19 protein-coding genes and 1 pseudogene are annotated in these 24,658 nt (G+C 68.5%); 10 read left to right on the top strand and 10 right to left on the bottom strand.

Features of this window, described 5'->3' with window-relative positions:
* Positions 1 to 122: 122 nt before the first annotated feature.
* The 3 genes from U1701_RS01865 to U1701_RS01855 all read left to right on the top strand — a co-directional run bounded on the left by U1701_RS01865 (position 123) and on the right by U1701_RS01855 (position 4,478).
* A complete protein-coding gene (locus U1701_RS01865; RefSeq protein ID WP_332780828.1) occupies positions 123 to 3,095 on the top strand; it encodes a TonB-dependent receptor in 2,973 nt (990 codons plus the stop codon).
* Positions 3,096 to 3,103: 8 nt separating this feature from the next.
* Positions 3,104 to 4,063 (top strand): alpha/beta hydrolase, encoded by a 960-nt coding sequence (locus tag U1701_RS01860; RefSeq protein WP_332780827.1) that lies wholly within the window; start codon positions 3,104 to 3,106, stop codon positions 4,061 to 4,063.
* 124 nt (positions 4,064 to 4,187) lie between these two features.
* Positions 4,188 to 4,478 (top strand): DUF6916 family protein, encoded by a 291-nt coding sequence (locus U1701_RS01855; RefSeq protein ID WP_332780826.1) that lies wholly within the window; start codon positions 4,188 to 4,190, stop codon positions 4,476 to 4,478.
* Here U1701_RS01855 and U1701_RS01850 read toward each other — a convergent pair.
* The 4 genes from U1701_RS01850 to U1701_RS01835 all read right to left on the bottom strand — a co-directional run bounded on the left by U1701_RS01850 (position 4,471) and on the right by U1701_RS01835 (position 6,751).
* Entirely contained in the window at positions 4,471 to 4,878 is a 408-nt protein-coding gene (locus tag U1701_RS01850; RefSeq protein ID WP_332780825.1) for a GNAT family N-acetyltransferase, read from the bottom strand. The genes U1701_RS01855 and U1701_RS01850 overlap by 8 nt on opposite strands.
* Positions 4,879 to 5,000: 122 nt before the next feature.
* On the bottom strand, positions 5,001 to 5,531 hold the full coding sequence (locus U1701_RS01845) for a phage tail protein (protein ID WP_332780824.1): 531 nt from the start codon (positions 5,529 to 5,531) through the stop codon (positions 5,001 to 5,003).
* A 46-nt stretch (positions 5,532 to 5,577) separates the two neighbouring features.
* Positions 5,578 to 6,117, bottom strand: a complete 540-nt coding sequence (locus U1701_RS01840; protein WP_332780823.1) for a phage tail protein — start codon at positions 6,115 to 6,117, stop codon at positions 5,578 to 5,580.
* Between the two features lie 97 nt (positions 6,118 to 6,214).
* Positions 6,215 to 6,751, bottom strand: coding sequence for a phage tail protein (locus U1701_RS01835; protein ID WP_332780822.1), 537 nt, complete (start codon positions 6,749 to 6,751; stop codon positions 6,215 to 6,217).
* A 931-nt stretch (positions 6,752 to 7,682) separates the two neighbouring features.
* On the opposite strand from U1701_RS01835, the pseudogene U1701_RS01830 reads away from it, so the two are divergent.
* Both U1701_RS01830 and U1701_RS01825 read left to right on the top strand, forming a co-directional pair.
* Positions 7,683 to 11,162 (top strand): annotated as a pseudogene (locus U1701_RS01830) (beta strand repeat-containing protein); the annotation flags it as partial.
* Between the two features lie 121 nt (positions 11,163 to 11,283).
* Positions 11,284 to 14,433, top strand: coding sequence for an Ig-like domain-containing protein (locus tag U1701_RS01825; protein ID WP_332780821.1), 3,150 nt, complete (start codon positions 11,284 to 11,286; stop codon positions 14,431 to 14,433).
* Positions 14,434 to 14,780: 347 nt separating this feature from the next.
* Here U1701_RS01825 and U1701_RS01820 read toward each other — a convergent pair whose 3' ends face one another.
* Genes U1701_RS01820 through U1701_RS01810 form a run of 3 tightly spaced genes read right to left on the bottom strand, consistent with a single transcriptional unit; the run spans position 14,781 to position 17,769 of the window.
* Positions 14,781 to 16,031 carry an adenosylmethionine--8-amino-7-oxononanoate transaminase gene (locus tag U1701_RS01820; protein WP_332780820.1) on the bottom strand — a complete coding sequence of 417 codons (1,251 nt, stop codon included), beginning with the start codon at positions 16,029 to 16,031 and terminating at the stop codon, positions 14,781 to 14,783.
* Entirely contained in the window at positions 16,028 to 16,651 is a 624-nt protein-coding gene (gene bioD, locus U1701_RS01815) for a dethiobiotin synthase (protein ID WP_332780819.1), read from the bottom strand. Before bioD ends, U1701_RS01820 begins: the two co-directional genes overlap by 4 nt.
* Positions 16,648 to 17,769 carry an 8-amino-7-oxononanoate synthase gene (locus U1701_RS01810; protein ID WP_332780818.1) on the bottom strand — a complete coding sequence of 374 codons (1,122 nt, stop codon included), beginning with the start codon at positions 17,767 to 17,769 and terminating at the stop codon, positions 16,648 to 16,650. The genes bioD and U1701_RS01810 overlap by 4 nt, the downstream gene beginning before the upstream one ends.
* A 103-nt stretch (positions 17,770 to 17,872) precedes the next feature.
* On the opposite strand from U1701_RS01810, the gene U1701_RS01805 reads away from it, so the two are divergent.
* The 4 genes from U1701_RS01805 to U1701_RS01790 all read left to right on the top strand — a co-directional run bounded on the left by U1701_RS01805 (position 17,873) and on the right by U1701_RS01790 (position 21,454).
* Positions 17,873 to 19,627: a sensor domain-containing diguanylate cyclase gene (locus U1701_RS01805; protein ID WP_332780817.1), complete on the top strand. Its 1,755-nt coding sequence runs from the start codon at positions 17,873 to 17,875 to the stop codon at positions 19,625 to 19,627.
* A gap of 84 nt (positions 19,628 to 19,711) precedes the next feature.
* Positions 19,712 to 19,942: a hypothetical protein gene (locus U1701_RS01800; protein WP_332780816.1), complete on the top strand. Its 231-nt coding sequence runs from the start codon at positions 19,712 to 19,714 to the stop codon at positions 19,940 to 19,942.
* A 68-nt stretch (positions 19,943 to 20,010) separates the two neighbouring features.
* Positions 20,011 to 20,295, top strand: coding sequence for a hypothetical protein (locus U1701_RS01795; protein ID WP_332780815.1), 285 nt, complete (start codon positions 20,011 to 20,013; stop codon positions 20,293 to 20,295).
* Between the two features lie 115 nt (positions 20,296 to 20,410).
* Positions 20,411 to 21,454 carry a rod shape-determining protein gene (locus U1701_RS01790; RefSeq protein ID WP_332780814.1) on the top strand — a complete coding sequence of 348 codons (1,044 nt, stop codon included), beginning with the start codon at positions 20,411 to 20,413 and terminating at the stop codon, positions 21,452 to 21,454.
* 41 nt (positions 21,455 to 21,495) lie between these two features.
* Here the strand turns inward: U1701_RS01790 and U1701_RS01785 are convergent, their stop codons facing one another.
* Positions 21,496 to 22,260, bottom strand: a complete 765-nt coding sequence (locus tag U1701_RS01785) for a ferredoxin--NADP reductase (protein WP_332781425.1) — start codon at positions 22,258 to 22,260, stop codon at positions 21,496 to 21,498.
* Positions 22,261 to 22,547: 287 nt separating this feature from the next.
* Between U1701_RS01785 and U1701_RS01780 the strand changes: the two genes are divergently transcribed.
* Entirely contained in the window at positions 22,548 to 23,711 is a 1,164-nt protein-coding gene (locus U1701_RS01780; RefSeq protein ID WP_332780813.1) for an alpha-hydroxy-acid oxidizing protein, read from the top strand.
* Here the strand turns inward: U1701_RS01780 and U1701_RS01775 are convergent.
* Positions 23,708 to 24,367 carry a nucleoside/nucleotide kinase family protein gene (locus tag U1701_RS01775; RefSeq protein WP_332780812.1) on the bottom strand — a complete coding sequence of 220 codons (660 nt, stop codon included), beginning with the start codon at positions 24,365 to 24,367 and terminating at the stop codon, positions 23,708 to 23,710. The genes U1701_RS01780 and U1701_RS01775 overlap by 4 nt on opposite strands.
* Positions 24,367 to 24,645: a chorismate mutase gene (locus U1701_RS01770; RefSeq protein ID WP_332780811.1), complete on the bottom strand. Its 279-nt coding sequence runs from the start codon at positions 24,643 to 24,645 to the stop codon at positions 24,367 to 24,369. The genes U1701_RS01775 and U1701_RS01770 overlap by 1 nt, the downstream gene beginning before the upstream one ends.
* Positions 24,646 to 24,658 lie beyond the last annotated feature (13 nt).

Here is a 24,658-nt window from a genome sequence, read left to right as displayed (position 1 = left end):
GAACTGCGGGAATTCGTCGCGCAGGCTGTTCTCTTCGACACGCAAGGTCCGGTTCGACGCTCTGATGGAGATATCAGAGTAATCGGTGTCAATAAACGGTTTCGGCCGACGGGGAGTGGATGATGAAAGACTTTGCAACGGCTTCGCGGCGTCTGTCGCGCAACGTTTCGGGCGTTTCCGGCGCGGCGCTCGCGCTTTCGCTGGTGGTCCCCACCGCCGCGTTCGCGCAGGCGGCCGCGACTCCGCGAACGGTGACGCCGGGTACGCCCGCGCAGACCGCGATCGCGCCGGTCCAAGCGAACGATCCCGCCGCCGCCACCGCCCCGCAGTCGTCTGATACGGTCGCCCCGACCGAGGGTGACGCCGAGATCATCGTCACGGGTTTCCGCCGCTCGCTCGACGCCGCGCTCAACGTAAAGCGCGAATCGGTGTCCGCGGTCGACGCGATCGTCGCCGAAGACATCGCCAAATTCCCCGACCAGAACCTCGCCGAGTCGCTGCAGCGCATCCCCGGCATCTCGATCCAGCGCGACGCCGGCGAAGGCCGCGCGATTACCGTCCGCGGGCTTGGCGCGCAGTTCACCCGCGTCCGCGTCAATGGGCTGGAGACCGTCGCCACCTCGACCGACGGCGCGAGCTCGAACCGCGACCGCGCGTTCGATTTTAACGTGTTCGCCTCCGAACTCTTCAACTCGATCGTCGTCCACAAGACCGCCGAGGCGTCGCTCGACGAAGGCTCGCTCGGCGCGGTGGTCGATCTCAACACCGGCAATCCGCTCGGCGGCAAGACCGGCTTCACCGCGGTCGGCTCCGCGCAGGCCAGCTACAACGACCTCAGCAAGAATTTCGGCCCGCGCCTTGCCGGGCTGCTGTCGTGGAAGAACGACGCGGGTACCTTCGGCGTCTCGGCGTCCGCCGCCTACTCGAAAACCAACAATTTCGAACTCGGCAACAATTCCGTCCGCTGGGCACAGGGCGTGTTCGACTCGGTTGACGGGACGCGCTGCTTCACCGCGCCGAACCGCGGTGGCACCTATCTCAACAGCGCGAACTGCAACGCCGCCGCGCTCGCCTTCCACCCGCGGATCCCGCGCTACGGCTCGATCCGCCACGATCGCGAGCGACTCGGCATCACCGGCAGCATCCAATGGTCGCCAAGCGATGCGACCAAGGTCTCGATCGACGGCCTCTATTCGCGCTTCAAGGAAATCCGCGAGGAGAAATGGGGCGAGGTGCTGCTGCGCTCCAACGAGCGCTCGATCGACGTGAGCAACTACACGATCGATGCGAACAACAACCTGGTCAAGGCTACGCTCAACGACGCCTGGGTGCGCACCGAACATTATCTGCGCGAATCGAAGACCGAATTCTACCAGGTCGGCGGTAGCTGGAATCAGGACGTCTCCGACACCTTGCGCTTCACGCTGATGGGCGGGATGTCGAAATCCGATGCGACCATCCCCGTCGAGACGACCTTCGTCTTCGATGATCGCGACGCGCAGGGCTATAGCTACGACTATACCGACATGAAGCGGCCGACGCTGACCTTCGGCACCAGCGTCACCGATCCGGCGAACTTCCAGCTCGCGGAAATCCGCGATCGCCCGTCCGAAACCGTCAACAAGTTCCGCACCGCGCAACTCCGCACCGAATGGGACGTGGCCGAGGGGTTCCAGATCAAGACCGGCGGTCTCTACCGGCGCTTCACGTTCGATACGAAGGGCTTTTCGCGCGATGCGGTGGTCTGCCCAAATGCGGGCGGGCGCGACGTCGTGCTGGGCACGCTGGCCTGTTCGCCGAACACATTGTTCGGTCCGACCGCGGTGTACGGCTTCCCCGCGACGGGGCTCGGCGAGACCTTCAATCTGGGTAACGCAGGGCAGTCGTCGGCGACGACGTCCAGCTTCCTGGTCCCAAATATCGACGCGTCCGCCGCCTTTACCGGTCTGTACGGCCGTCCCGCCACCGTACTGGTCGGTGATACGCGCAGCGTGTCGGAGGAAGTGACCGGCGGATACCTCGAATTCGACGTGAAGGGCGATCTGCTCGGCCTGCGCTACGCCGCGAACGCAGGCATGCGCTATGTCCACACCGCGCAGAAATCCACCGGGCTGTCGTCCGCGACGGTCGCCGGCGTCACGGTCAACACCCCGGCGACGGTCGGCCGCAGCTATGACGATTGGCTGCCCGCGATCAACGTCGCGCTGTTCCCGGCAGAGGACGTCATCATCCGCGGCGCGATCTCCAAGGTGCTGACGCGGCCCAGCCTGGGAAGCCTGACCCCGGGCGGGTCGGTCGACGGGTTCAACTACCGCGTGACCTTCGGCAACCCGCAGCTCGACCCGTTCCGCGCCACCGCGTTCGATCTCTCGGCGGAATGGTATTTCGCGCCCCAGTCGATCTTCTCGGTCGCGCTGTTCAAGAAGAATGTCGAAAGCTTCCCGGTCTCGGCGACGCGCAGCGGGACGTTCGCGTCGACCGGCCTGCCGCTGTCGGTGATCCCGGCAAGCTCGCCCGCGGCGGGCGCGCCCGAAGGTCAGTTGTGGCAGATCACCTCGCCGATCAACGGTACGGGCGCGTCGCTCAAGGGCGCGGAAATCTCGCTGCAGACCAGCTTCCGGTTCCTGCCCGGTTTCCTCAAGAATTTCGGCGCGATCGCCAACGCGACCTTCGTCGATTCGAGCGCAAGCTATTCGCAGGGCGGACCCGCGACGACCATCACCGCCGCGGGAGCGCTCGGCGCGTTGCCGAACACCGTCCGGGACGCGACTCTCTTCGGCCTGTCGAAGCGTGCCTATAACGGCACGCTCTATTACGAGGATGCCAAGTTCAGCGCGCGCGGATCGGTCAGCTATCGCAGCCCGTACATCGACGGGGCGTCGGCGACGGGGAATTTGTTTGAGGGGTATAATTCGACGCTAAACGTTGACGCGTCGATGCGGTACAAGCTGACGCCCGCGCTGGAACTGTCGGTCGAGGGCACGAACCTGACCGACAATTACCGCAGCCGCTACACCGATCTCGATGCCAACCGGAACTACGAATATAATCACTTCGGCCGCACCTTCCTGGTCGGCGCGCGCTTCAAGATGTAGGCGAGACGATGATCACCCGCCGCCACGCAATACTGGGTACCGTGGCGGCGGGGGTCGCTGCACAGGTCGGGGCGTCGGCCGGGGCGGCCGATCCGACCGAGACGATCGATCTGTGGCCGGGCGACGCGCCGGGCATGCCCGCCGTCCGCCCGGTCGAGATCGTCGACGAACGCAGTACCGATCGCACCCGGTCCGACCGCGCGATGCGGGGAATCGCCCGGCCTCGGCTGGTCGTCTTCAGACCGGCGACCGCCAATGGCGCCGCGCTGCTGGTCGCACCCGGCGGCGGCTATCAACGCGTGGTGATCGACAAGGAAGGCTATGAGATCGGTCGCTGGCTCGCCGCGCGCGGCTGGACGGTGTTCGTGCTCTTCTATCGGCTGCCCGGCGACGGGTGGAAGGCCGGCCCCGATGTCGCGCTGTCCGATGCGCAGCGCGCGATGCGGCTGATCCGTACGCGGGCGGGGGACTATGGCGTCCGACCGGACCGTGTCGGGATGATGGGGTTTTCGGCGGGCGGTCATGTCTGCGGCGATCTGGCGACGCGCTTCGCCGCGGTGACCTATGCCACGGTCGATGCCGCCGATCGATTGAGCGCCCGGCCCGACATCGCCGCGCCGCTCTACGCCGTGCAGTCGATGAGCCTGCCCTCGGCGCATGCCGGTTCGCGCGATCGGCTGCTCGGCCCTTCGCCGTCGCCTGCGCTGGAACGTGCGCATTCGACCGCGTCGAACGTCACCGCGCACACGCCGCCCTGTTTCCTCGCGCATGCCGAGGATGATGCGACCGTCGATGTCGAGAACAGCCTGGTGTTCCGGGCGGCGCTGCGGCGTGCCGGGATCCCCGTCGAAACGCATTTGTTCGAACGCGGTGGCCACGGCTTCGGGCTGCGCGGTGCAGTGGGAACGCCCGCCGAGAGCTGGCCGCTGATGTTCGACGCCTGGGCGCGATCGCACGGCTTTGGTTGAAGGCCGGGATAAGGATCGCCTTTGGATGCGATCAATTGATCGCGCGATATCGATAGACTAGCCTTGTCGATATGGCCGGTATCGACTGCTCCTTTCGTACAATTTCAGATCTGGAGGGCATGCGATGATACCGATGCTGTCGCTGCAAAGCTTTGCCGCTGCGGTCGGCGAAGAATTCGCGATGCAGATCGGCACCGCGTCCATGCCGCTCGCGCTGGTCGAGGCCAAACCGCTCTCCCACGCTACCGGCGGATACCGGCAACCCTTTTCGCTGATGTTCCGATCGGCATCGCCCGTCGTTCTGCCGCAAAAAACCTATCCGTTGACCAACGCGACGATGGGCAACCATGCGATCTTTCTGGTGCCCGTCGGCCGCGACGCTGTCGGTGTCCTTTATCAGGCGGTGTTCAACTGACCCGCCACAGCATGGGGCGGTGCGTCGCGGTGTGGCTGTCCGCGTCGCCCTCGACGGCGACGAACCCGTGGCGGGAATAAAGCGCCGCCGCCCGTATGTTGGTGACGACGACATGAAGGTCGATTCCGCACGCGGAATCGTCGCGCGCGGATCGCTGTAGCCAGTCGACCAACGCGCTGCCGACGCCGCGCCCGCGCGCGGCCGGGCAGAGCGCGATCTCGAGCAGACGCCAAAGCGGCCGACCGCGATTCACGTACAGCCGCCCCGCCGCTGTGCCGTCAAGCTCGACGATCAAGCGATCGGTGGCGACACCCGCGGTGGTGAAATGACGGTGTTGCAGCGCGAACTGGCTTGCGACGAAGGCGTCTTTAGCGGCCGCGGTCCAGGGTAGCGGCGCCAATTCGGAGCCCCGAAGCTCGGCGTAGAGGCGGTGAAGGAATGACAGATCGTCGCTGCTTGCCGCCCGCAACACGATCCCCCGCGCAACCAACTGCGGGTCGCACGGACCCGGAACCGCGGCAATCACCCGAATTGCGGAAACACGCCACTCAGCGCGACGCAATAACTCAGCCCCAGATAGGGCTGGCTGTTCTGGTGGAGCGCGCCGGTACCCGTCGTGCCGACCGCATTGGGGTTGAGCGCGACCGTCGTGCCCGGCACGCCAAAGGCGTTGAAAGTCCCCCCGGCTGCGTATGCGATCGCCGAATTCGCGGTCGGCGTCGCGGACAGCGACTCGGTCGGCTGGTAATCGGAGAAGATGTGATTGTGCATCGGGATCTCGGCGCTGGTGAGCCCGATGCCATAGGCACCGAAGGGTTCGCCGATCGAGCGTTGCTGCAGGCCAGGCCCCTGGCCCATGCTGCACGCCTGTCGTCCGGCGATATTGGGCAACTGGAAGGTGCTGGTGCCGTTGCCACCGAAATTGACGCCGTACAGCGAAAAGAGGGCCGTATATTGCCGTAGGGGGAGCGTCTGCCCACCCGCCAACGCCCAGTTCACCGGCGCGAAGGAAAAGCCGAAAACCTGGATTTCACCGATAAAGGGTTCGGTCATCGCGGTGTCCTTATAGGGCCGAAGGGGCCGAGGGGGGCGCGTCCGGTCACGACTGGGACGGGTAGATCCCGGCGGTGGCGATGCAATATTGCACCGTCAGCGTCGGGGCGGTGTTGTCGTGCGCTTGGTTGCCGCCCGCGGGCCGGACCGTCGATGCCGGAAACGGCACGGTCGGCGCGCCCGCGGGTGATCCGGCGTAAAAGGCCTCGCCGGTGCTCGACGGCACCGTGGCGAGCACCAGATTGGCGGGAGCCAGCGACGTGCCGACGTCGGTCGACGCCAACAGGAAATGCGCGTGTGCGCCCATCTGCTGCATCGTCAGCGTGACCGATTCGCTGCCCCCGACTTCGCCGATCGTTCGCGGGGTCAGGCCGCGTCCGCTTCCCTGCTGCAGCGGCACGCGGCCGCGAAGATCGGGAACCGCGAACGTCGACTGGCCGTCGCCACCATAGGTCGTGCCGATCAGCTGGAACAGGACCTCATGCTCGCTGATCGACAACAGCGATCCGTCGCAGGCCTGCCATCCCGATGGAGCGCCGCGCGAATAGGGGAGGATCCGGATTTCACCCAAATAGCATTCGCTCATCGTCGATCCTTTCCCGTCGGCGCATGGCCGATGCTCGATTGCCGGTTGCTGTTGCGGTTCGCGTGACCCCGGCTGGCAGCGGGTCACCGCGGCAGAATTAGGTGCGCGACGGATAGATTCCGTACATCGCGATGTTGAAGTTGATCACCGCATAGGGCTGCATGTTCGCATGCGGTGCGCTGGCGCCCGCGATCGAGCTCCCGCCGCCGCCGAGCGGGATCAGATTGGCGGCGGCGCCATAGATCGTCACGCCGCCCGTCGCCTGCGCCAGGAGCATGTTGCCCTCGATATAGGGGCTGGTTCCGTCTTCCTGCGTTGCGGCGAAGCCATGCGTATGCGGCCCGTTCTGATCCGGCGTCAGCGCCACCGTCTCGACCCCGCCGACGACCCCGATCGGCAGCGTCGGGGGCTGCCAGCCCGGATCGTACGAACTGAACCCGCCGATCGGGCTACGTCCGCGCAGATCGGGCAGCATGAATGTCCTTACGCCGTCGCCACCGTAAACCGTCCCCAGCAGCGAGAAGAGCGCGGAGTTCTGTTGGATTGGCAGCAGCGCGCCGTTGCATCCCGCGAAGTTCTTCTGCGCGAACGGGAATCCGGTCATCATGACCTGACCCATGAAATAGTCCGACATCGGCATCTCCCCCCCCTACACGGTAGAGTCCTGGTCCGTGGCAGCGACTATATCGTGTGGTCTAATCTCTACTGATGACGATAACTGTCAAGCTGGCAAAACACGAAATGATGCAAGAGGCAGGAGATCCGCCGATTAGAGTGAGGCGCAAAGAAAAAATGCTTCGATATTAGAACATGATGAATAACACGAAGGCAGAGTAAGGTCTCCAAGTGGATCGGATACCGACTATTACGGTGGATTAGCGGCAAACCCGGGGCTAAGACTTGGAGGTCGCGACGTTTTGGTGGGGCGGGTCGCGGCCGTGGGGGAGCAACGCGTGGGGATCGGATCGGCGGCCCGGAAGTCGCAGGATTGCGCATGGAAAGGGGGCTGGGCGGTGATCCGTTGGATCGCGGCACGGCTTGCTTTCGCGTGGCTGCTGATCGCCGCCGCGACGGTCGCGCAGGCGCAGTCGGTCTGCACCATCACCGCCTCCGCGTCCCGCAACGACGTCAACGTCCAGGGCTCGGGCCAGTTGGCGCATCTGCGCGTGCGCGCGACCGGCGGCGAGGTCGACATCTTCGACGCGCCCGGGATCAACGTGGAGACCAATCCGAATTCGGCCGCCTATGCCTGCGCCTCGTCGACCTTGGCTTCGGTGCCGCGGTTTACGGGCAGTCTCCCCAACCCCTCCAACACCAACAACCGTGCCATCTTGGGGAACAACTGGACCTTCACCTACGCGGACGGATCGCGGCTCACCCGGGTGTCGACGATCTTGTATTTCCGCCCCGGTTCGACGTCGGGAGCCCGGTCGCTGTCCGGCCCCGGAACGCTCGTCACCACCACCGCGCAAAGCCAATATGCGCCGGGGACCTATTCGGGCACGATCGATTTTGGCCAGGGTCCGTTTTTGCCCGCCGGCCGCGATACGAACAATACCTACGACATGATCGTGACGGTGGTGCCGGCGCCGACCATCAGCGGGATCTCGCCGACCAGCGGCCCGACGACGGGCGGATCGGTGACGATCAGCGGTACCGGATTCGTCGCCAACAACGCCGTGACCTTCGGCGGTACGCTGGGCACCATCACCGCGCAGTCGGCGACGTCGATCACGGTGACCCCCCCAAACCATGCGCCGGGCAGCGTCGCTGTCGTGGTCACGACGTCGCAAGGCGATTCGGTGACCAGCGGCACCAACTACACCTATGTCGCGGCGCCGACCGTGACGGCGGCGGCGCCGACCTCAGGGCCGGCGGCGGGTCAAAACACTGTCGTCCTCACCGGGACCGGCTTCACCGGCGCGACATCGGTTCTGTTCGGCGCAACGCCCGCGGTCGGTTTCACCGTCAACGCGGCGACCCAGATCACCGCGGTCGCGCCGACGGGCACCGGGACCGTCGGGATCAGCGTCGTCGCGCCCGGTGGCACGGGGACGCTGGCGGCCGCCTATAGCTATATCAATCCGCCGACGATCAGCACGGTCGCGCCCGCGGTGGGCCCCACCGGGGGGGCGACCAGCGTCGTCATCACCGGTACGAAACTGACCGGGGCCACCGCGGTGACGGTCGGCGGAACGGCGGCCGCCGGTTTCACGGTCAACAGCGCGACCCAGATCACCGCCACCACGCCGGCCGGCACAGCAGGGGCGGTGGCGGTCGCGGTGACGACGCCGGGCGGCACGGTGACTCTCGCGAACGGCTATACCTATACCGCCGCGCCGACCGTCACCGCGGTCGCCCCGACTACGGGTCCGGTCGCGGGGGGCACCGCGGTCACGATCACCGGCACCGACTTTACCGGCGCGACCGCGGTCACGTTCGGGGGCATCGCGGGGACCGGCATCGTCGTGACCGATTCGACCCATATCGCCGCGACGACGCCGAGCGCCCCTGGCAACGCCGCGGGCGCGGTCGCGGTTGCGGTCACCACGCCGGGGGGCACGGGCTCGCTGGCTGGCGGCTTCACCTATGTGGCGGCGCCGACCGTCGCCGCGCGGAGCGTCTCGACCGGCTATGGCCAATCCGCCACCGTGGATCTGTCGGCGTCGATCACCGGCGGCTTTACCGGGGTCAATCTGGTGTCGGGGCCGACGCACGGCACGCTGACGCCGACCAGCCCGGGCAACTACCAGAGCGCGGTCTATCAGCCGACAGCGGGCTATGCCGGCCCCGACAGCTATAGCTACACCGCGACCGGGCCGGGCGGCACGTCGGCGGCGGCAACCGTCTCGATCACCGTCGGCAACCCGACGATCGCGATCGCCCCGCCCACCCTCCCGGCCGGGCAGATAGGAGCCGGCTATAGCGAGACGCTGACCGCGAGCGGCGGCACGGCGCCATACAGCTTTTCCGCGACCGGCCTGCCGAGCGGTCTGACGCTGGCGCCGAACGGCACGCTTGCGGGTACGCCGACAGCCAGCGGCAGCTTCACCGTGGACGTGAGCGTGCAGGACGCATCGACCGGCGCCGGGCCGTTCACGGGCTCGCAGTCCTATTCGCTCGAGATTGTCGCCCCGAGCGTGACGCTGGCGCCGACCAGCCTGCCGGCGGGATCGTCGGGGGTCGTGTATGGCCAGGCGCTGGTCGCGAGCGGCGGGACCGCACCGTACAGCTATGCGGTGACCGCAGGGGCGCTCCCCGCCGGGGTGACGCTGTCGGCTGCGGGCACGCTAGCGGGCACGCCTACCGCGAGCGGCAGCTTCGCGTTTAGCGTGACCGCGACCGACAGCTCGGGCGGCAGCGGTCCCTATACGGCGACGCGCAGCTACACGCTGGTGGTCGCGGCGCCGACGCTGGCGCTCGCCCCGGCGACGCTGGCGGGGGCCACCGTCGGTACGGCGTATAGCGCGAGCGTCGTCGCCAGCGGCGGGACCGCGCCCTATTCCTATGCAGTGACATCGGGTGCGCTGCCGGCCGGCGTTACGCTTTCGGCTACGGGCGCGCTGTCCGGCACGCCGACCGCAGGCGGCAGCTTCGCGTTCACGGTGACCGCGACCGACGCGACGGTGGTCGGCAGTGGCGGGCCCTACACCGCGAGCCGCGCCTACAGCCTGACGGTGGCGGCCCCCAGCGTGACGCTGGCGCCGACCAGCCTGCCGGCGGGATCGTCGGGGGTTGCGTACAGCCAGGCGCTGGTCGCGAGCGGTGGCACCGCACCGTACAGCTATGCGGTGACCGCGGGCGCGCTGCCTGCCGGGGTCACGCTGTCGGCTGCGGGCACGCTGGCGGGCACGCCCACCGCGAGCGGCAGCTTCGCGTTCAGCGTCACCGCGACCGACAGCTCGAGCGGCAGCGGGCCTTATGCCGGTACGCGCAGCTACACGCTGGTGGTCGCGGCGCCGACGCTGGCGCTTGCCCCGGCGACGCTGGCGGGGGCCACCGTCGGTACGGCATACAGCGCGAGCGTAGTCGCCAGCGGCGGCACCGCGCCCTATTCCTACGCGGTGACGGCGGGTGCGCTACCCGCTGGCGTTACGCTGTCTGCTACGGGCGCGCTGACCGGCACGCCGACCGCGGGCGGCAACTTTGCCTTTACGGTAACCGCGACCGACGCGACCGCGGCCGGCAGCGGTGGTCCCTACACCGCGAGCCGCGCCTACAGCCTGACGGTGGCGGCCCCCAGCGTGACGCTGGCGCCGACCAGCCTGCCGGCGGGGGCGTCGGGAGGCGCGTACAGCCAGGGGCTGGTCGCGAGCGGCGGGACCGCGCCGTACAGCTATGCCGTTACCGCAGGCGCGCTGCCCGCCGGGGTGACGCTGTCGGCTGCGGGCACGCTAGCGGGCACGCCTACCGCGAGCGGTAGCTTCGCGTTCAGCGTGACCGCGACCGACAGCTCGGGCGGCAGCGGGCCTTATGCGGCGACGCGCAGCTACACGCTGGTGGTCGCCGCGCCGACGCTGGCGCTCGCCCCGTCGACGCTGGCGGGCGGCACCGTCGGTACGGCGTACAGCGACACCATCGTCGCGAGTGGCGGCACCGCGCCGCACTCTTACGCGGTGACATCGGGTGCGCTGCCGGCCGGCGTTACGCTTTCGGCTACGGGCACGCTGGCGGGCACGCCGACCGCAGGCGGCAGCTTCGCGTTCACGGTGACCGCAACCGACGCGACCGCGGTCGGCAGCGGCGGGCCCTACACCGCGAGCCGCGCCTACAGCCTGACGGTGGCGGCCCCCAGCGTGACGCTGACGCCGACCAGCCTGCCGGCGGGCTCGTCGGGTGTCGCGTACAGCCAGGCGCTGGTCGCGAGCGGCGGCACCGCGCCGTACAGCTATGCGGTGACCGCAGGGGCACTGCCCGCGGGTGTGACGCTGTCGGCGAGCGGCACGCTGGCGGGCACGCCTACCGCGAGCGGCAGCTTCGCGTTCAGCGTCACCGCGACCGACAGCTCGGGCGGCAGCGGGCCTTATGCCGGTACGCGCAGCTACACGCTGGTGGTCGCGGCGCCGACGCTGGCGCTGGCTCCGGCGACGCTGGCGGGGGCCACCGTCGGTACGGCGTATAGCGCGAGTGTCGTCGCCAGCGGCGGGACCGCCCTATTCCTACGCGGTGACATCGGGTGCGCTACCCGCGGGCGTTACGCTTTCGGCTACCGGCGCGCTGTCCGGCATACCCACCGCAGGCGGCAGCTTCGCATTCACGGTAACCGCGACCGACGCGACCGTGGCGGGTAGCGGCGGGCCCTACACCGCGAGCCGCGCCTACAGCCTGACGGTGGCGGCCCCCAGCGTGACGCTGGCGCCGACCAGCCTGCCCGCGGGGGCGTCGGCGGTCGCGTACAGCCAGGCGCTGGTCGCGAGCGGCGGCACCGCGCCGTACAGCTATGCCGTGACCGCGGGCGCGCTGCCTGCCGGGGTGACGCTGTCGGCGAGCGGCACGCTGGCGGGCACGCCCACCGCGAGCGGCAGCTTCGCGTTCAGCGTGACCGCGACCGACAGCTCGGGCGGCAGCGGGCCTTATGCGGCGACGCGCAGCTACACGCTGGTGATCGCGGCGCCGACGCCGCCGGTTGCCACCGATACGAGCCTGACGGTCGCATACGGCGCTAGTGCCACGCCGGTGCCTTTGCTGATCAGTGGCCCGCCCGCCACCAGCGTCGCGGTCGCTAGCGGGCCTGCGCATGGCAGCGCCGTCGCGTCGGGACTGTCGATCACCTACGCACCCGCTGCGGGCTATGCCGGGGCCGACAGCTTCACCTATACCGCGACCAACCCGGGCGGGACGTCGGCGGCTGCGACGGTCACGATCAGCGTGACCCCGCCGCCCGCGCCGGTCAGCGCCGACCGTTCGGTGACGACCGCATACGGGACCGCGGCAAGCATCGATCTGTCGGGGGCGATCACCGGGGTGCGCACGACGATCGCGATCGGGAGCGCCGCCACGCATGGAACGACGAGCGTCAGCGGCGAGGTGGTGACCTATACGCCAGCGGCGGGCTATTACGGGCAGGACAGTTTCACCTATGGCGCGAGCGGCCCGGGCGGCGCGTCGGCACCGGCGACGGTGACGATTACCGTCGCTGCACCGGTCATCGCGATTGCCCCGGCGACGCTACCGGCGGGACAGCAGGGAGTTGCGTACACCGCGGTCCTCTCCGCTAGTGGCGGCGCCGCGCCCTATCGGTTTGCGGTCACGGCTGGAGCCTTGCCCGCCGGGCTCGACCTGTCGACGGCCGGGCAGCTCGCGGGAACGCCGACGCAAAGCGGCACCTTCGCCGTGACCATCACCGTGACCGACAGTTCGAGCGGCGCGACGCCCGCCACCGCGGCGCAAAGCTATACGCTGCTCGTTGCGGCACCCGCGCCACCGATCGCGACCGGTACGGCGGTCACGGTCACCTCGCCCGCGGGCGGCACGCGGCCCGTCGACATCGTGCTGTCGACCCTCGTCACCGGGGAGTGGACGAGCATCGATGCCGCCAATGCGCCCGCGCACGGCACCGTGACGTTCGCAGCGACGCCGGGCGGCGGTGTCGGCGGGCGACCGCTCGTGATCGCGACCTACACCCCGACCATTGGCTATCGCGGTCCCGACAGCTTCGGCTTCGCCGCGAACGGTCCCGGGGGACGGTCGGCTCCGGCGACGGTGGCGATCACCGTGCTCGGATCGGTGCCGGTCGCGCCGACGCTGACCGCCAGCACGGGACAGAACGTTCCCGTGACGATCGACCTCACAGCGCAGGCGCGCGGGGCGCCGTTCACCGCGGCGGCAATCGTCTCGGTCGGCCCATCGGGGGCCGCGACGGCGTCGTTGATCGAGGGCGGTACCGCCGATGCGCGCACCTATCGGCTGCAGGTGACGCCCGAGCCGCGCTACAGTGGGACGATTGTCGTGACCTATACGCTGAGCAACGCGGTGGGCGCGTCGGCGGCCGCGACCGCGACGGTGACGGTGGCGGCGCGCGCGGACCCCGCCGCGGATCCGACCGTGAGCGGGCTGGTCGGTGCGCAGGCCGAGGCGACACGCAGCTTCGCCGCCACGCAGCTCGGCAATTTCGCACGGCGCAACGAGAGTTTGCATGGCGGCGGCGGGGGCAGCGCCGGCCGGCCGTTCGGAGTTCGCATCACCAACGCCCTCGGCATCTTCGGCAATGTCGGTGGTTACCAGCCGAGCGGGGTCGACCGCGAGACCGCGCTCAAGATGGAACATGCGACCGAAGTTGCCGGCGCGGAATCCCTTTATGGCTCGGACGGGCTGATCCGTACCGGACTGATGGGCGGTGGATTGGCGGGCAATGGACTGGCCGATGTTGCAGCCCGCAACGTGGGTCCGACGCAGGATCGCGCAGCATCGGGTTCGGGTTCGGGTGAGGCGTCGTCCGGCACGACCGGGGGATCCAATGCGACGGCCGGGTCGGGCGGCGAGCGCGCCATCGGATCGGTCGCGATCTGGAGCGGGGGCGCGGTCACGGTCGGCTCGCGCGACGCGACGACCGGGCGCGTCCATCTCGACGTGACCAGCGGAGGGCTGAGCGCGGGGAGCGACGTCAAGCTGAGCGACTCGCTGACCATCGGGATCGGCGGCGGCTATGGCAATCAGCGGACGCGGATCGGCAACGGCGCTGCACGGCTCGACGGCGATAATTGGGTCGGCGCGCTTTATGGCAGCCTGGCGCCGGTGGCGGGTGCGTTCGTCGACGGCGTGATCGGCTATGGCGAGGTCGGCTTCGACAGCCGGCGGCGTGCGCCCAACGGCGCGGTCGGCGTCGGCCACCGTGACGGAACGATGCGGTTCGGTTCGCTTGCCGCCGGTCTCGATCGCCAGGGCCAGAACGGCATGATCTCGGCCTATGGGCGGATGGAGTATCTGTCGGCGACGCTGGACGGGTACCGTGAGACGGGTGCCGGGCTATACGATCTGGCTTATGGTCGCCGCGAGCTCGACTCGCTGTCGAGCGTGTTGGGCGGACGCGGCGCGCTGTACCGGCCGATCGACTTCGGCATCCTCACGCCGCGGATCCGGTTCGAATGGCGGCACGAATATCGCGGGCAAGGGAGCCAGCTGCTCGATTATGCCGATCTGGGCGGTCTGACCCGGGTGGTCGAAGGCGACCGTTGGCTGCGCGACGAATATAGTCTCGAATTGGGGGTAGGGCTGGAGACCGATACCGGCTGGACCTTCGGGCTTGATTTCGGTGGCCGGCTCGGCAGCGACAGCCAGGTGGGTACCGCGCGCGCAACTGTCGCGAAGAAGTTCTGACGGCTGTCGCTGGCGGCGACGCGACGACCAAGGGTCATGACTGTGGGACTTCCACGCTCTACGATTGCATTTTCTGCAAGCGTGATCGGACGCATTGCAATTGCGTCATTCGGTGCTGCGCTGCAAAAGGAGTGTGCCTTTCAGGCATCCTCTCCTAAAAACTTTCATGGCCGGTCTCGTACCGGCCTTTTTTTTTGTCCGGAACTGCGGCATGTCGGTGGGGCTGTCGCTAGCCGTGATAAAAAAAGAAACGTGCAGGAGTGGTGCCGCCGGTAAAACCGGCAACGGCCGGACGACTGCGCGGGGGATGAGCGACACGCTCTCCCCCGCTTTCGCCAACACAACCGCTAGAGCGCGAATGCCATTGCACAGGCCTCGCCGATCGCCGCGTGGACGTGGTCGAGATCGGCGTCGGTGATGCAATAGGGCGGCATCACGTACACGGTGTTGCCGAGCGGGCGCAGCAACAGGTCGCGATCGCGGAAGAAGCGGAGCAGGCGGGGGCCGAGCGCCGAGAGATAGGCCGCCGATCCGCCGACCTCGAGCGCGATGATCGTCCCGAACGCGCGTGCGTCGGTCACGCCGGGCAGAGTCGCGAGTGTTGCCAGCCCTGCCGCTTGCCGCGCAGCCAGATCCGCGACCCGGCCGAGGACCGGCTCGTCGCGCCATATGCCAAGATTGGCGTTCGCCGCGGAACAGGCGAGCGGGTTGGCGGTGTAGCTCGACGAGTGGAAGAACATCCGTGCGCGATCGGTGCTCCAATGCGCCGCGAAGATCGGCTCGGTCGCCATCGTCACCGCCAGCGGCACCGCGCCGCCCGTCAATCCCTTCGACAGGCACAGGATATCGGGCACGATTGCGGCCTGCTCGCAGGCCAGCAAAGTCCCGGTGCGGCCCCAGCCGGTCATCACCTCGTCGGCGATGAACAGCACGCCGGCGCGTTGGCAGATCGCGTGCATCTCGGCGAGGACGGACGCCGGGTAGAACAGCATTCCGCCGGCACCCAGCACGAGCGGTTCGACGATGAACGCCGCCGCACCCGCGGCGCAGGCGCGCTCGAGCGCGTCGAGCGTCGCCTGTTCGCGGCCCGGCGCGGGGAACGGGATCGTGCCGACATCGAACAACAGCGGTGCATAGGCCTGGTTGTAGACCCCGCGTGCGCCGACCGACATCGCACCGATCGTATCGCCGTGGTAACTATGTTCCAGAACAAGGATTTTGTGGCGCGGTTCGCCGCGCGCGCTCCAATAACCGAGCGCCATCTTCAGCGCGACCTCGACGCTGGTCGAGCCGGAATCGGAGAAAAACACGCGTGTCAGCGCAGGCGGCATGATCGCGCACAACCCGCGCGCAAGCTCTTCGGCGGGCTCGTGAGTCCAGCCAGCGAAGATGATCTGGTCGAGCCGCTCGGCCTGATCGCGCATCGCGGCGACGATGCGCGGATGGCAATGGCCGTGCGTCGTCACCCACCACGACGAGATCGCATCGACGATCCGCCGCCCGTCGACGGTGTGCAGGATCGCACCTTCGGCATGCGTGACCTGCGGGATCGGCTCGCCCAGCCCGTGCTGCGTGAACGGATGCCAGACCGCGCTCATGCAAACGCGCCGAGGTCGAAGGCGCCGGCGAACGCGGCCGCAAGCGTGGTCGCATCGAGCGGGTCGAGCCTAGGCAGTCGCCCCAACCGGGGCACGCCGCCGATCGCCGCAATCATCGCCTCGCTATCCTCGACCGCATCACCGACAAAGGCGATGCCGAGGATCGGCACGTTTCGCGCGCGCAGCGCCTCGATCGACAAAAGGCTGTGGTTGATCGTGCCGAGCCCGGTCCGTGCGACCAGCACGACGGGCTGCTGCCAGCGCGCGAACAGGTCGGCGAACAGCAGGTCGCGCGTGACCGGGACCAGCACACCGCCCGCGCCCTCGACGATCAGCGGGCCATCGACCGCGTGCAGCGCCAGCCGGTCGGTGTCGATCGTCACGCCGTCCAGCTCGGCGGCGCGGTGCGGCGAGCAGGGGGTGTGGAGCACATAGGCACTGGGCACGATCCGCGCCGCCGCGACGCCGAGCCGCACCGCCGCGGCGGCGTCCCCACCTTCGTCGAGCCCGGCCTGGACCGGCTTCCAGTAATAGGCGCCGAGCGCGGCGGCGAGCCCGCCGGCGAACACGGTCTTGCCGATATCGGTGTCGGTGCCGGTGACGACGATCGTACGGTTCATTGCAGATCCTCCAATACCCGCGCCAGCGCGACGATGTCGGCCTCGGTCACGTTGAGCGTCAGCGAAATCCGCAGCCGCGACGTGCCCTGCGGCACCGTCGGCGGGCGGATGCCGCGCACGTCGAACCCCGCCGCCTGCACCGCGCCCGCCAGCCGCATCGTCGCGGCATCGTCGCCGACCACCAGCGGCAGGATCTGCGACCCGCTGGGCGTCACGCCGCACCCCCACAAGGCGTCTTCGGCGAACGCGACCAGCGCCGTCAGCCGGTCGCGACGTTCGGGTTCGTCGGCGACGATACGCAGGCTTTCGCGCACCGCGCTCGCCATCAACGGCGACGGCGCGGTCGAGAAGATGAAGCCGCGACCGCGATTGACCAGGAAGTCGCGCATCACCGCCGGGCCGCACAGCAACGCGCCCTCGCAGCCGAGCGCCTTGCCCGCGGTGTGCAGCGTGATGACGAAGTCGCGGTTGCCGAGTTCCGCGGTCAGGCCGCGACCACCGGGGCCGAGCACGCCGGTCGCGTGCGCTTCGTCGACCAGCAGGATCGCGTCGTGGCGGTCGGCGACGGTAGCCAAATCGGCGAGCGGCGCGCGATCGCCGTCCATGCTGTACAGGCTCTCGACCGCGATCCACGGCGTGCCGATGCCGCCCGCGGTACGCCAGTCGCGGATCGCATCCGCCACCGCGTCGGCATCGTTATGCAGCGCCGACACGCACGTCGCGCGGCCGAGCCGCATCCCCTCATGCGCGCTGGCATGGATCAGCGCGTCGTGGACGACCAGGTCGCCGGTCTGCGGCAGGGTGGCGAACAGAGTCGTGTTGGCGGCGAAGCCGCTGGCGAAGACCAACGCCGCCTCGCTGCCGAAGAACCTTGCCGCTTCGTCCTCCAGCGCCTCGTGCTCGTCGCCATTGCCGCGCAGCAACCGCGAGCCACCCGACCCGACCGCCACGCCGCGCGCGAGCGCATCGGCCACCGCCGCCCGCAGCCGCGGCGAGTCGGCGAGCCCGAGATAGTCGTTTGACGAGAAATCGACGCCCCGCCTGGGGCGCAGCGCGCGAAGCCGGTCGCGGCTGCGGAGTGCAATCAGATCGGTGCGGTGCGGGTCGAATCTCGCCATGCCCGTTCCCTAACCGCAATCCGCGGCGTTATGCGACCGGGAATGATCGTCCCAGCCGGACCCCATGCACGTCCGATTAACCCCGTACGTGTAGTATCCCCTGATGAAGAAAGCGGTCCGGTCGACAGGTCAAACGGCGGTCATCGTCGCGCTCTACTTCGCCAGCGCGGTCATCGCGATCGGGACGACGCGGTTCGGCGGCGGAGTCGCCTGCGTATGGGTCGCGACCGCGGTGCTGGTCGCGGCGCTGACCACCAGCGCGCGCCGCAGCTGGCCGAGGCTGTGCGGCGGTTGCTTCGTCGCCAGCGTGGTCGTGACGGCCACGTCGGGCCTGGGACCCGTCGCCGCGCTGCCGCTAGGCGTCATCAACGTGGTCGAGGCATTGATCGGCGCGGAAATCCTCGGTCGGTTTCAGGGGCGGGACGACGCACGCGATCCGATCGGACGACTTGCCGTCCTCGTCTTCGGCACCGCGATCGTTGCGCCCGCGATCGCCGCCACCGGGGGGGCGGCGGTCGCCGCCTGGTTGGGGGCCGGGGGCTATGGGATGAACTGGACGCGCTGGTACGCCGGCCATGCGCTCGGCACGCTGACGTTCATGCCGATCATCGCCATGTTCCTGTCGGGCGACGCCCGGCGGGCGCTCGCCGCAGCGACGCGCGGGCAGGCGATCGAGAGCGCTGCGCTGCTCACGCTGGTGGCGCTGACCACGACCGCCGTTTTCCTGCAGACGACGATGCCATTGTCGTTCCTGCCGATACTGCCGGTCATCCTGGCGACATTCCGGCTAGGGCAACTGGGCGCTGCGATATCGGTCGTCGGGGTCGCGGTGATCGGCGGTACGCTGACCCTCCAGGGTCTTGGCCCCATCACGCTGATGGGCGCCGATGCGAGCGCGCACGTCCAGTTCTTTCAATTCTATCTGGCGGCAACGGTGATGACCGCGCTTCCGGTCTCGGCCGATCTGGCGCGGCGCGACTGGATCTACAACCGCTTGCGCGACAGCGAGGCGCGCTACCGGCTGCTAACCGACAATTCGACCGATATCGTCATGAGCCTGCATGTCGACGGCACGATCCGCTACGCGTCGCCGTCGATCACGCAGCTCGGCGGCTACGCGCCCGAACGCGTGGTCGGGCGCAACGCGATCGATCTGGTCCTCGATGCCGATCGGCCTGCCGTCGCCGCTGCGCACCGGGCGGCACTGGCCAGTGCCGATGCCACCCAGATCGTCGAGTTCCGCGGACAGATCGGCGATGGCACGGTGCGCTGGTTCGAGGCGCATTCGCGCAGCGTGCGCGATGCGAACGGGGCGGCGATCGGGCTGGTCAATACGGTCCGCGACGTGTCGCATCGCAAATCGCTGGAGGCCGAATTGAAGACCGCGGCGCTGACCGACCCGCTGACGGGCTTGGCCAACCGCCGCCGCTTCGACTTGCGGCTCGCCGACGTACAGCGTGGCGGCAGGGGCGGCTGCGTCGCGATCTTCGACCTCGATCATTTCAAGGAGGTCAACGATCTACACGGTCATCTGGGCGGTGACCGCGTGCTGCAGACCTTTGCGACGATTGCGCGCGGGTGTGTCCGTGACGACGATCTGGTCGCGCGGTTGGGCGGCGAGGAGTTCGGGATCCTCTTGCCCGGCGCGAGTATCGATCAGGCGCGCATCGTCTGCGATCGGCTCCGTACGATGGTCGCGGGCACGGTCATCGCGGTCGGCGATGGCCATGCGCGGATCACGGTGAGCGCAGGGATCGCGATGCTCGGCACCGATGCGGACGCGGGGCTGAAATCGGCCGACGCTGCGCTGTATCAGGCCAAACACGAAGGTCGGAACCGCCTGAGCCTGGCCGCGTGACAGTCCTGTTGCGGTAACCTGGCGTGGAAGGCCGCGCGCGACGGCAGGTGCGCGAACGCGACTGAGCCGCTAAGGGCTCCGCGCATGACCGCGTCCGACCTCCAATCCCTGTTGCTCACCATGCTCGTCCGCGACCAGGGTGGTGACCGGCGACGCTGGCGGCTCGTGCTGGGAGAGGTGAAGGTCTATAGCCTGTCGACCCATCCGCATTGCAACTGGTCGGTCACCCCGTCGGGTGCGTTCGCCGACATCGATGCGGTGGAGACGCTGGTCGATACGGTGCGCGCGCAGCACCCGATCGTCACGCCGCGCTGATCGACCGCTGACGGACCGGCTTGGCAAATCCCCCTCCGCGCGGCAGGGCGGGGCAAAAGGAGCGACATATGGCAAAGCAGTTCTGGGCGCAGCTGATCGAGCTGGACGAAGAGATCGAGGCCGCGAGCATTTCCGGCGCGACCGATCATGAGGAGGCCGCCGAATCGCTGGTCGCCGATTTCGTCGGGCAGATGGGCGGCGAGATCACCAAAGGCGCGGTCCGCGTCTGGGTCGAGGGCGGCGCCGAGAAGGTCTACGACTGGCAAGCCGACTTCACGATCCCGGACGATGCCGGCGACGACGAAGACGAAATCGAGGTCGAAGGCGAAATCGAACTGCGCGAGCGGCTCTGATCGGCATCGGATTGCGCTCGCATCGGCGCAGGCGGGTTGACCTAGGTGAGGAATGCAGGATCAGCATCGCGCATCCCGCTACGTCCTGGCGCAGCCTATCCGAGTATCCTCTTCGATGCGATTTCCCCGCCTGTTCGGCCTGCCCTCCAATGACATGGCGATCGACCTCGGCACCGTGAACACCGTGGTCTATCTGCGCGGGCAGGGGATCGTGCTCAACGAACCGTCGGTGGTCGCGATCGAGACGCGCGACGGAGTCGAGCGCGTCCGCGCGGTGGGCGCCGAGGCCAAGTTGATGATGGGCAAGACGCCCGAGGGCATCAAGACGATCCGGCCGATGCGCGACGGGGTGATCGCCGACCTCGACGTCGCCGAACAGATGATCAAGGTCTTCATCGAAAAGGCGCATGGCGGCCCCAGCCGGTTGCCGCGCCATCCCGAGATCGCGATCTGCATCCCGTCGGGCGCCACCCCCGTCGAGCGCCGCGCGATCCGCCAGGCGGCGACCAGCGCCGGCGCGCGCAAAGTGTATCTGATCGAGGAGCCGATGGCGGCGGCGATCGGGGCCGGCCTTCCCGTGACCGAACCGGTCGGCGCGATGGTCGTCGACATCGGCGGCGGTACCACCGAGGTCGCGATCCTGTCGCTGCGCGGGCTCGCCTACAGCACGTCCGCCCGCGTCGGCGGCGACAAGATGGACGACGCGATCGCGTCGGCGATCCGCCGCAAGTATAATCTGATGATCGGCGAGGCGACCGCGGAGCGGATCAAGCTGGAGATCGGCACCGCGAAGATGCCCGAGGATGGCGTTGGTCGGACGATGCGCGTCAAGGGCCGCGACCTGCGCGCCGGCGTGCCGACCGAGATCGAGATCAGCCAGGCCGACATCGCCGCGTCGCTCGCCGATCTGGTCGGGCAGATCGTCGAGACCGTGCTGAACGCACTCGAGATGACCGAACCCGAACTCGCCGCCGATATCTGCGACCAGGGCATCGTCATGACCGGCGGCGGCGCGTTGCTGTCGCGCATCGACGAAGTGCTATCGGCGGCGACCGGGTTGCCCGTGATCGTCGCCGAGAACGCGCTGACCTGCGTCGCGGTGGGCGCAGGCCGGGCGATGGAAGAGCCGATCTTCCAGGGTGTTATGGCCGAGATCTAGACGTTCGGCCCAGCCGCCGCCCAAATTATCGGACGCCCCGATTACCCTACAAACGCGCGCTCGATCACGAAGTCGCCGGGGTTGGCGTTCGATCCTTCGGTGAACCCGGTCGCCTCGAGGAGCTTGGCGAAATCGTGGATCATCGCGTTGCTGCCGCACAGCATGACGCGATCGGTGGCGGGGTCGAGTTTGGCCGGGCCCTTCAGCGGCTCGGCGAACACCGTGCCATTGTCGATCAGCGTGCCGATGCGGCCATGGTTGCGGAACGGCTCCTGCGTGACCGTCGGGATATAGACGAACTGCGCCTTGGCCTCGTCGGCGATCAGCGGATCGTCGGCGAGCAGCGATTCGAGCTCGTCATGATAGGCAAGGTCGCTGACGCGGCGGACGCTGTGCACCAGCACGATCTGGTCGAACCGCGCATAGACGTCGGGGTCGCGCAGCAGGCTGAGGAACGGCGCGAGGCCGGTGCCGGTGGCGAGCAGGAACAGCCGGCTGCCGGGCAGCAGCGCGTCGCACACCAGCGTGCCGGTCGGCTTCTTGCCCAGATACACCTGGTCGCCGGTCTGGATCTGCTGCAGCCGCGAGGTCAGCGGACCATCGGCGACCTTGATCGACAGGAATTCGAGCTCGTCGGCATAGGCGGGGCTGGCGATCGAATAGGCGCGCATGAGCGGCTTGGTGTCGCCGGGCAGGCCGATCATCACGAACTCGCCCGAGCGGAACCGCACCGACGCGGGCCGCTCGATCGCGAAGCTGAACAGATGCTCGTTCCAGTGCCGCACCCAGGTGACGGCCGCCGACATGAACGCGGCGTTTTCGGGGATCAGCACGGGCGGGCGGGTCTGCACGGTCATGAACGAGTGTTTCCGAAAAATGGTGACGGCCGGCGGCGTGCCGACAAGGATAGCGGGGCGCTATATCGACGCACGCGCGGGTGCGCACGACAAAATAACGCGCGGGCGCGATGGCTCAGCTTGTCGCATCGGGGTGGAGCAGCGCAATCCGCGAGAGGACGGTGTGACCCGCGGCCGCCCCTCGACAATCGAGCCGGGCGGTTCGACACTCCACGATCACGACAGAGAGTCCGCCCATGCCCCATTACGGCGATTACCAGAACCTCCTCTACGGCGCCGCGCTAAGCGGTGTGCTGCCGAAAGTCCCGGTCGACTTCGCGACTCTGGAGGCGCGCGCCTGCGCGGCGATGGCGCCGTCGGTCCGGACTTATGTCCAGGGCGGGTGCGGGGACGAACACACCCAGCGGCATAATGCCGATGCGTTCGCGCATTGGGGGCTGACGCCGCGGATGATGGTCGATTGCCGCGTGCGCGACCTGTCGATCGACCTGTTCGGGATGCGGCTGCCGAGCCCGGTGTTCATGGCGCCGATCGGGGTTACGGGGCTGTGCACGCCGGACGGGCATGGCGATCTGGCTGCGGCGCGCGCATCGGCGACGACGGGCGTGCCGCTGATGGCGTCAACGCTGTCGAACGACCCGCTCGAGGTGGTGGCGGAGGCGTGCGGCGACACGCCGGGCTTCTTCCAGCTCTACACGCCCAAGGACGAGAAACTGACTGAAAGCCTGGTCCACCGCGCCGAGGCGGCGGGGTACAAGGGCATCGTCGTGACTCTCGACACCTGGGTGACCGGCTGGCGCCCGCGCGACCTGAACACCGGCAATTTCCCGCAGCTGCGCGGGCATGTGCTGACGAACTATTTCAGCGATCCGGTGTTTCGCGGGCTGCTCGACCGGCCGCCCGCACAGGACGGGCCGGCGGCGGTGGGGACATGGGCGAGCCTGTTCGGCCGCGTGCTGACCTGGGACGACATGCCGTGGCTGCGCGGGCTGACCAATCTTCCGTTGATCCTGAAGGGGATCTGCCACCCCGACGATGCGCGCCGCGCGATCGATGCGGGGGCGGACGCGGTCTATTGTTCGAACCATGGCGGGCGGCAGGCGAATGGCGGGATCGCCGCGATCGACCTGTTGCCGGGCGTGGTCGCGGCGTCGGGGACCACGCCGGTGCTGTTCGATTCGGGCGTGCGGTCGGGCACCGACGTCGTCAAGGCGCTGGCGATGGGCGCGACCGCGGTCGGGATCGGCCGGCCCTATAGCTATGGGCTGGCGCTCGATGGCGAGGCGGGGGCGGCGCATGTGCTGCGGTGCATCCTGGCCGAGGCGGACCTGCTGATGGCGGTGAACGGCTATCCGACGATCGCCGCGGTGCACGCAGCGGGGGTGACGCGGCAGGGTTAGGGGAGCGCGGCGACGATCTCGGCGGCGATTGCCGCGGGCGGGCGCGACGCGCCGTCCTTGACCGTGGAGACCCGCAACCATGCGCCCAGCACTCGCGCATCTACCATCGCCGCATAGTTCGCGCGGACGCGGTCCTGCAGCCCGGTATCCGCCTCATACGCGTCGAACGCGTCGTCGGTGTAGGAGCGTTTGCGCTTCTTCAGGATCAGCCCGCGCGCGATATCCGCGGGTGTGTCGAGATAGACCGACAGGGCGGGCGCGGGGAGCGCGAACGCGCCAGTCTCCAACGCGGCGATCCACTCCATCATCGCCGCCGCTTCGTCGGCGGGCACCTGCGCCGCCTGATACGCCATGTTCGACGCGATATAGCGGTCGAACACGACGATTTCGTGCGCCGCCAGCGCATCCATCAGCACGTCGCGCGACTCCATCCGGTCGAGCGCATAGAGCGTCGCCGCCGCCCTGGGCGACACGGGGCGGGGGAGGGTGCCGGCCAGCATCGCGCCGAGCGCCCAGCCGCCGACCGTGTCGGTATAGCGCGGGAACGAGATGACGACCGCGCTGCGCCCGGCGGCCAGCAGCTGTTCGACGACGAGCGCAGAGGCGGTCGCCTTGCCGGCGCCGTCGGCGCCTTCGATCGCGAGGAGAAAGCCCATCAGGTCCTCAGTTTCTCATGGTGGCGAATCACCTCGTCGATGATGAAGCGCAGGAATTTTTCGGAGAATTCGGGGTCGAGCTGCGCGTCGGCGGCGAGCTGGCGGAGGCGCGCGATCTGGCGCTCCTCGCGACCGGGATCGGCGGGGGGCAGGCCGTGCGACGCCTTGTGACGGCCGACCGCCTGGGTCACCTTGAAACGCTCGGCGAGCATGTGGATCAGCGCCGCGTCGATATTGTCGATGCTCTGGCGGTATCCGCGCAGCAGGTCGTCGGTCATGCGAAGCCCCCTT

Source organism: Sphingomonas rhamnosi (assembly GCF_036663615.1).
Classification (GTDB): domain Bacteria; phylum Pseudomonadota; class Alphaproteobacteria; order Sphingomonadales; family Sphingomonadaceae; genus Sphingomonas.
This window is presented reverse-complemented; position numbering and strand designations above follow the sequence as displayed.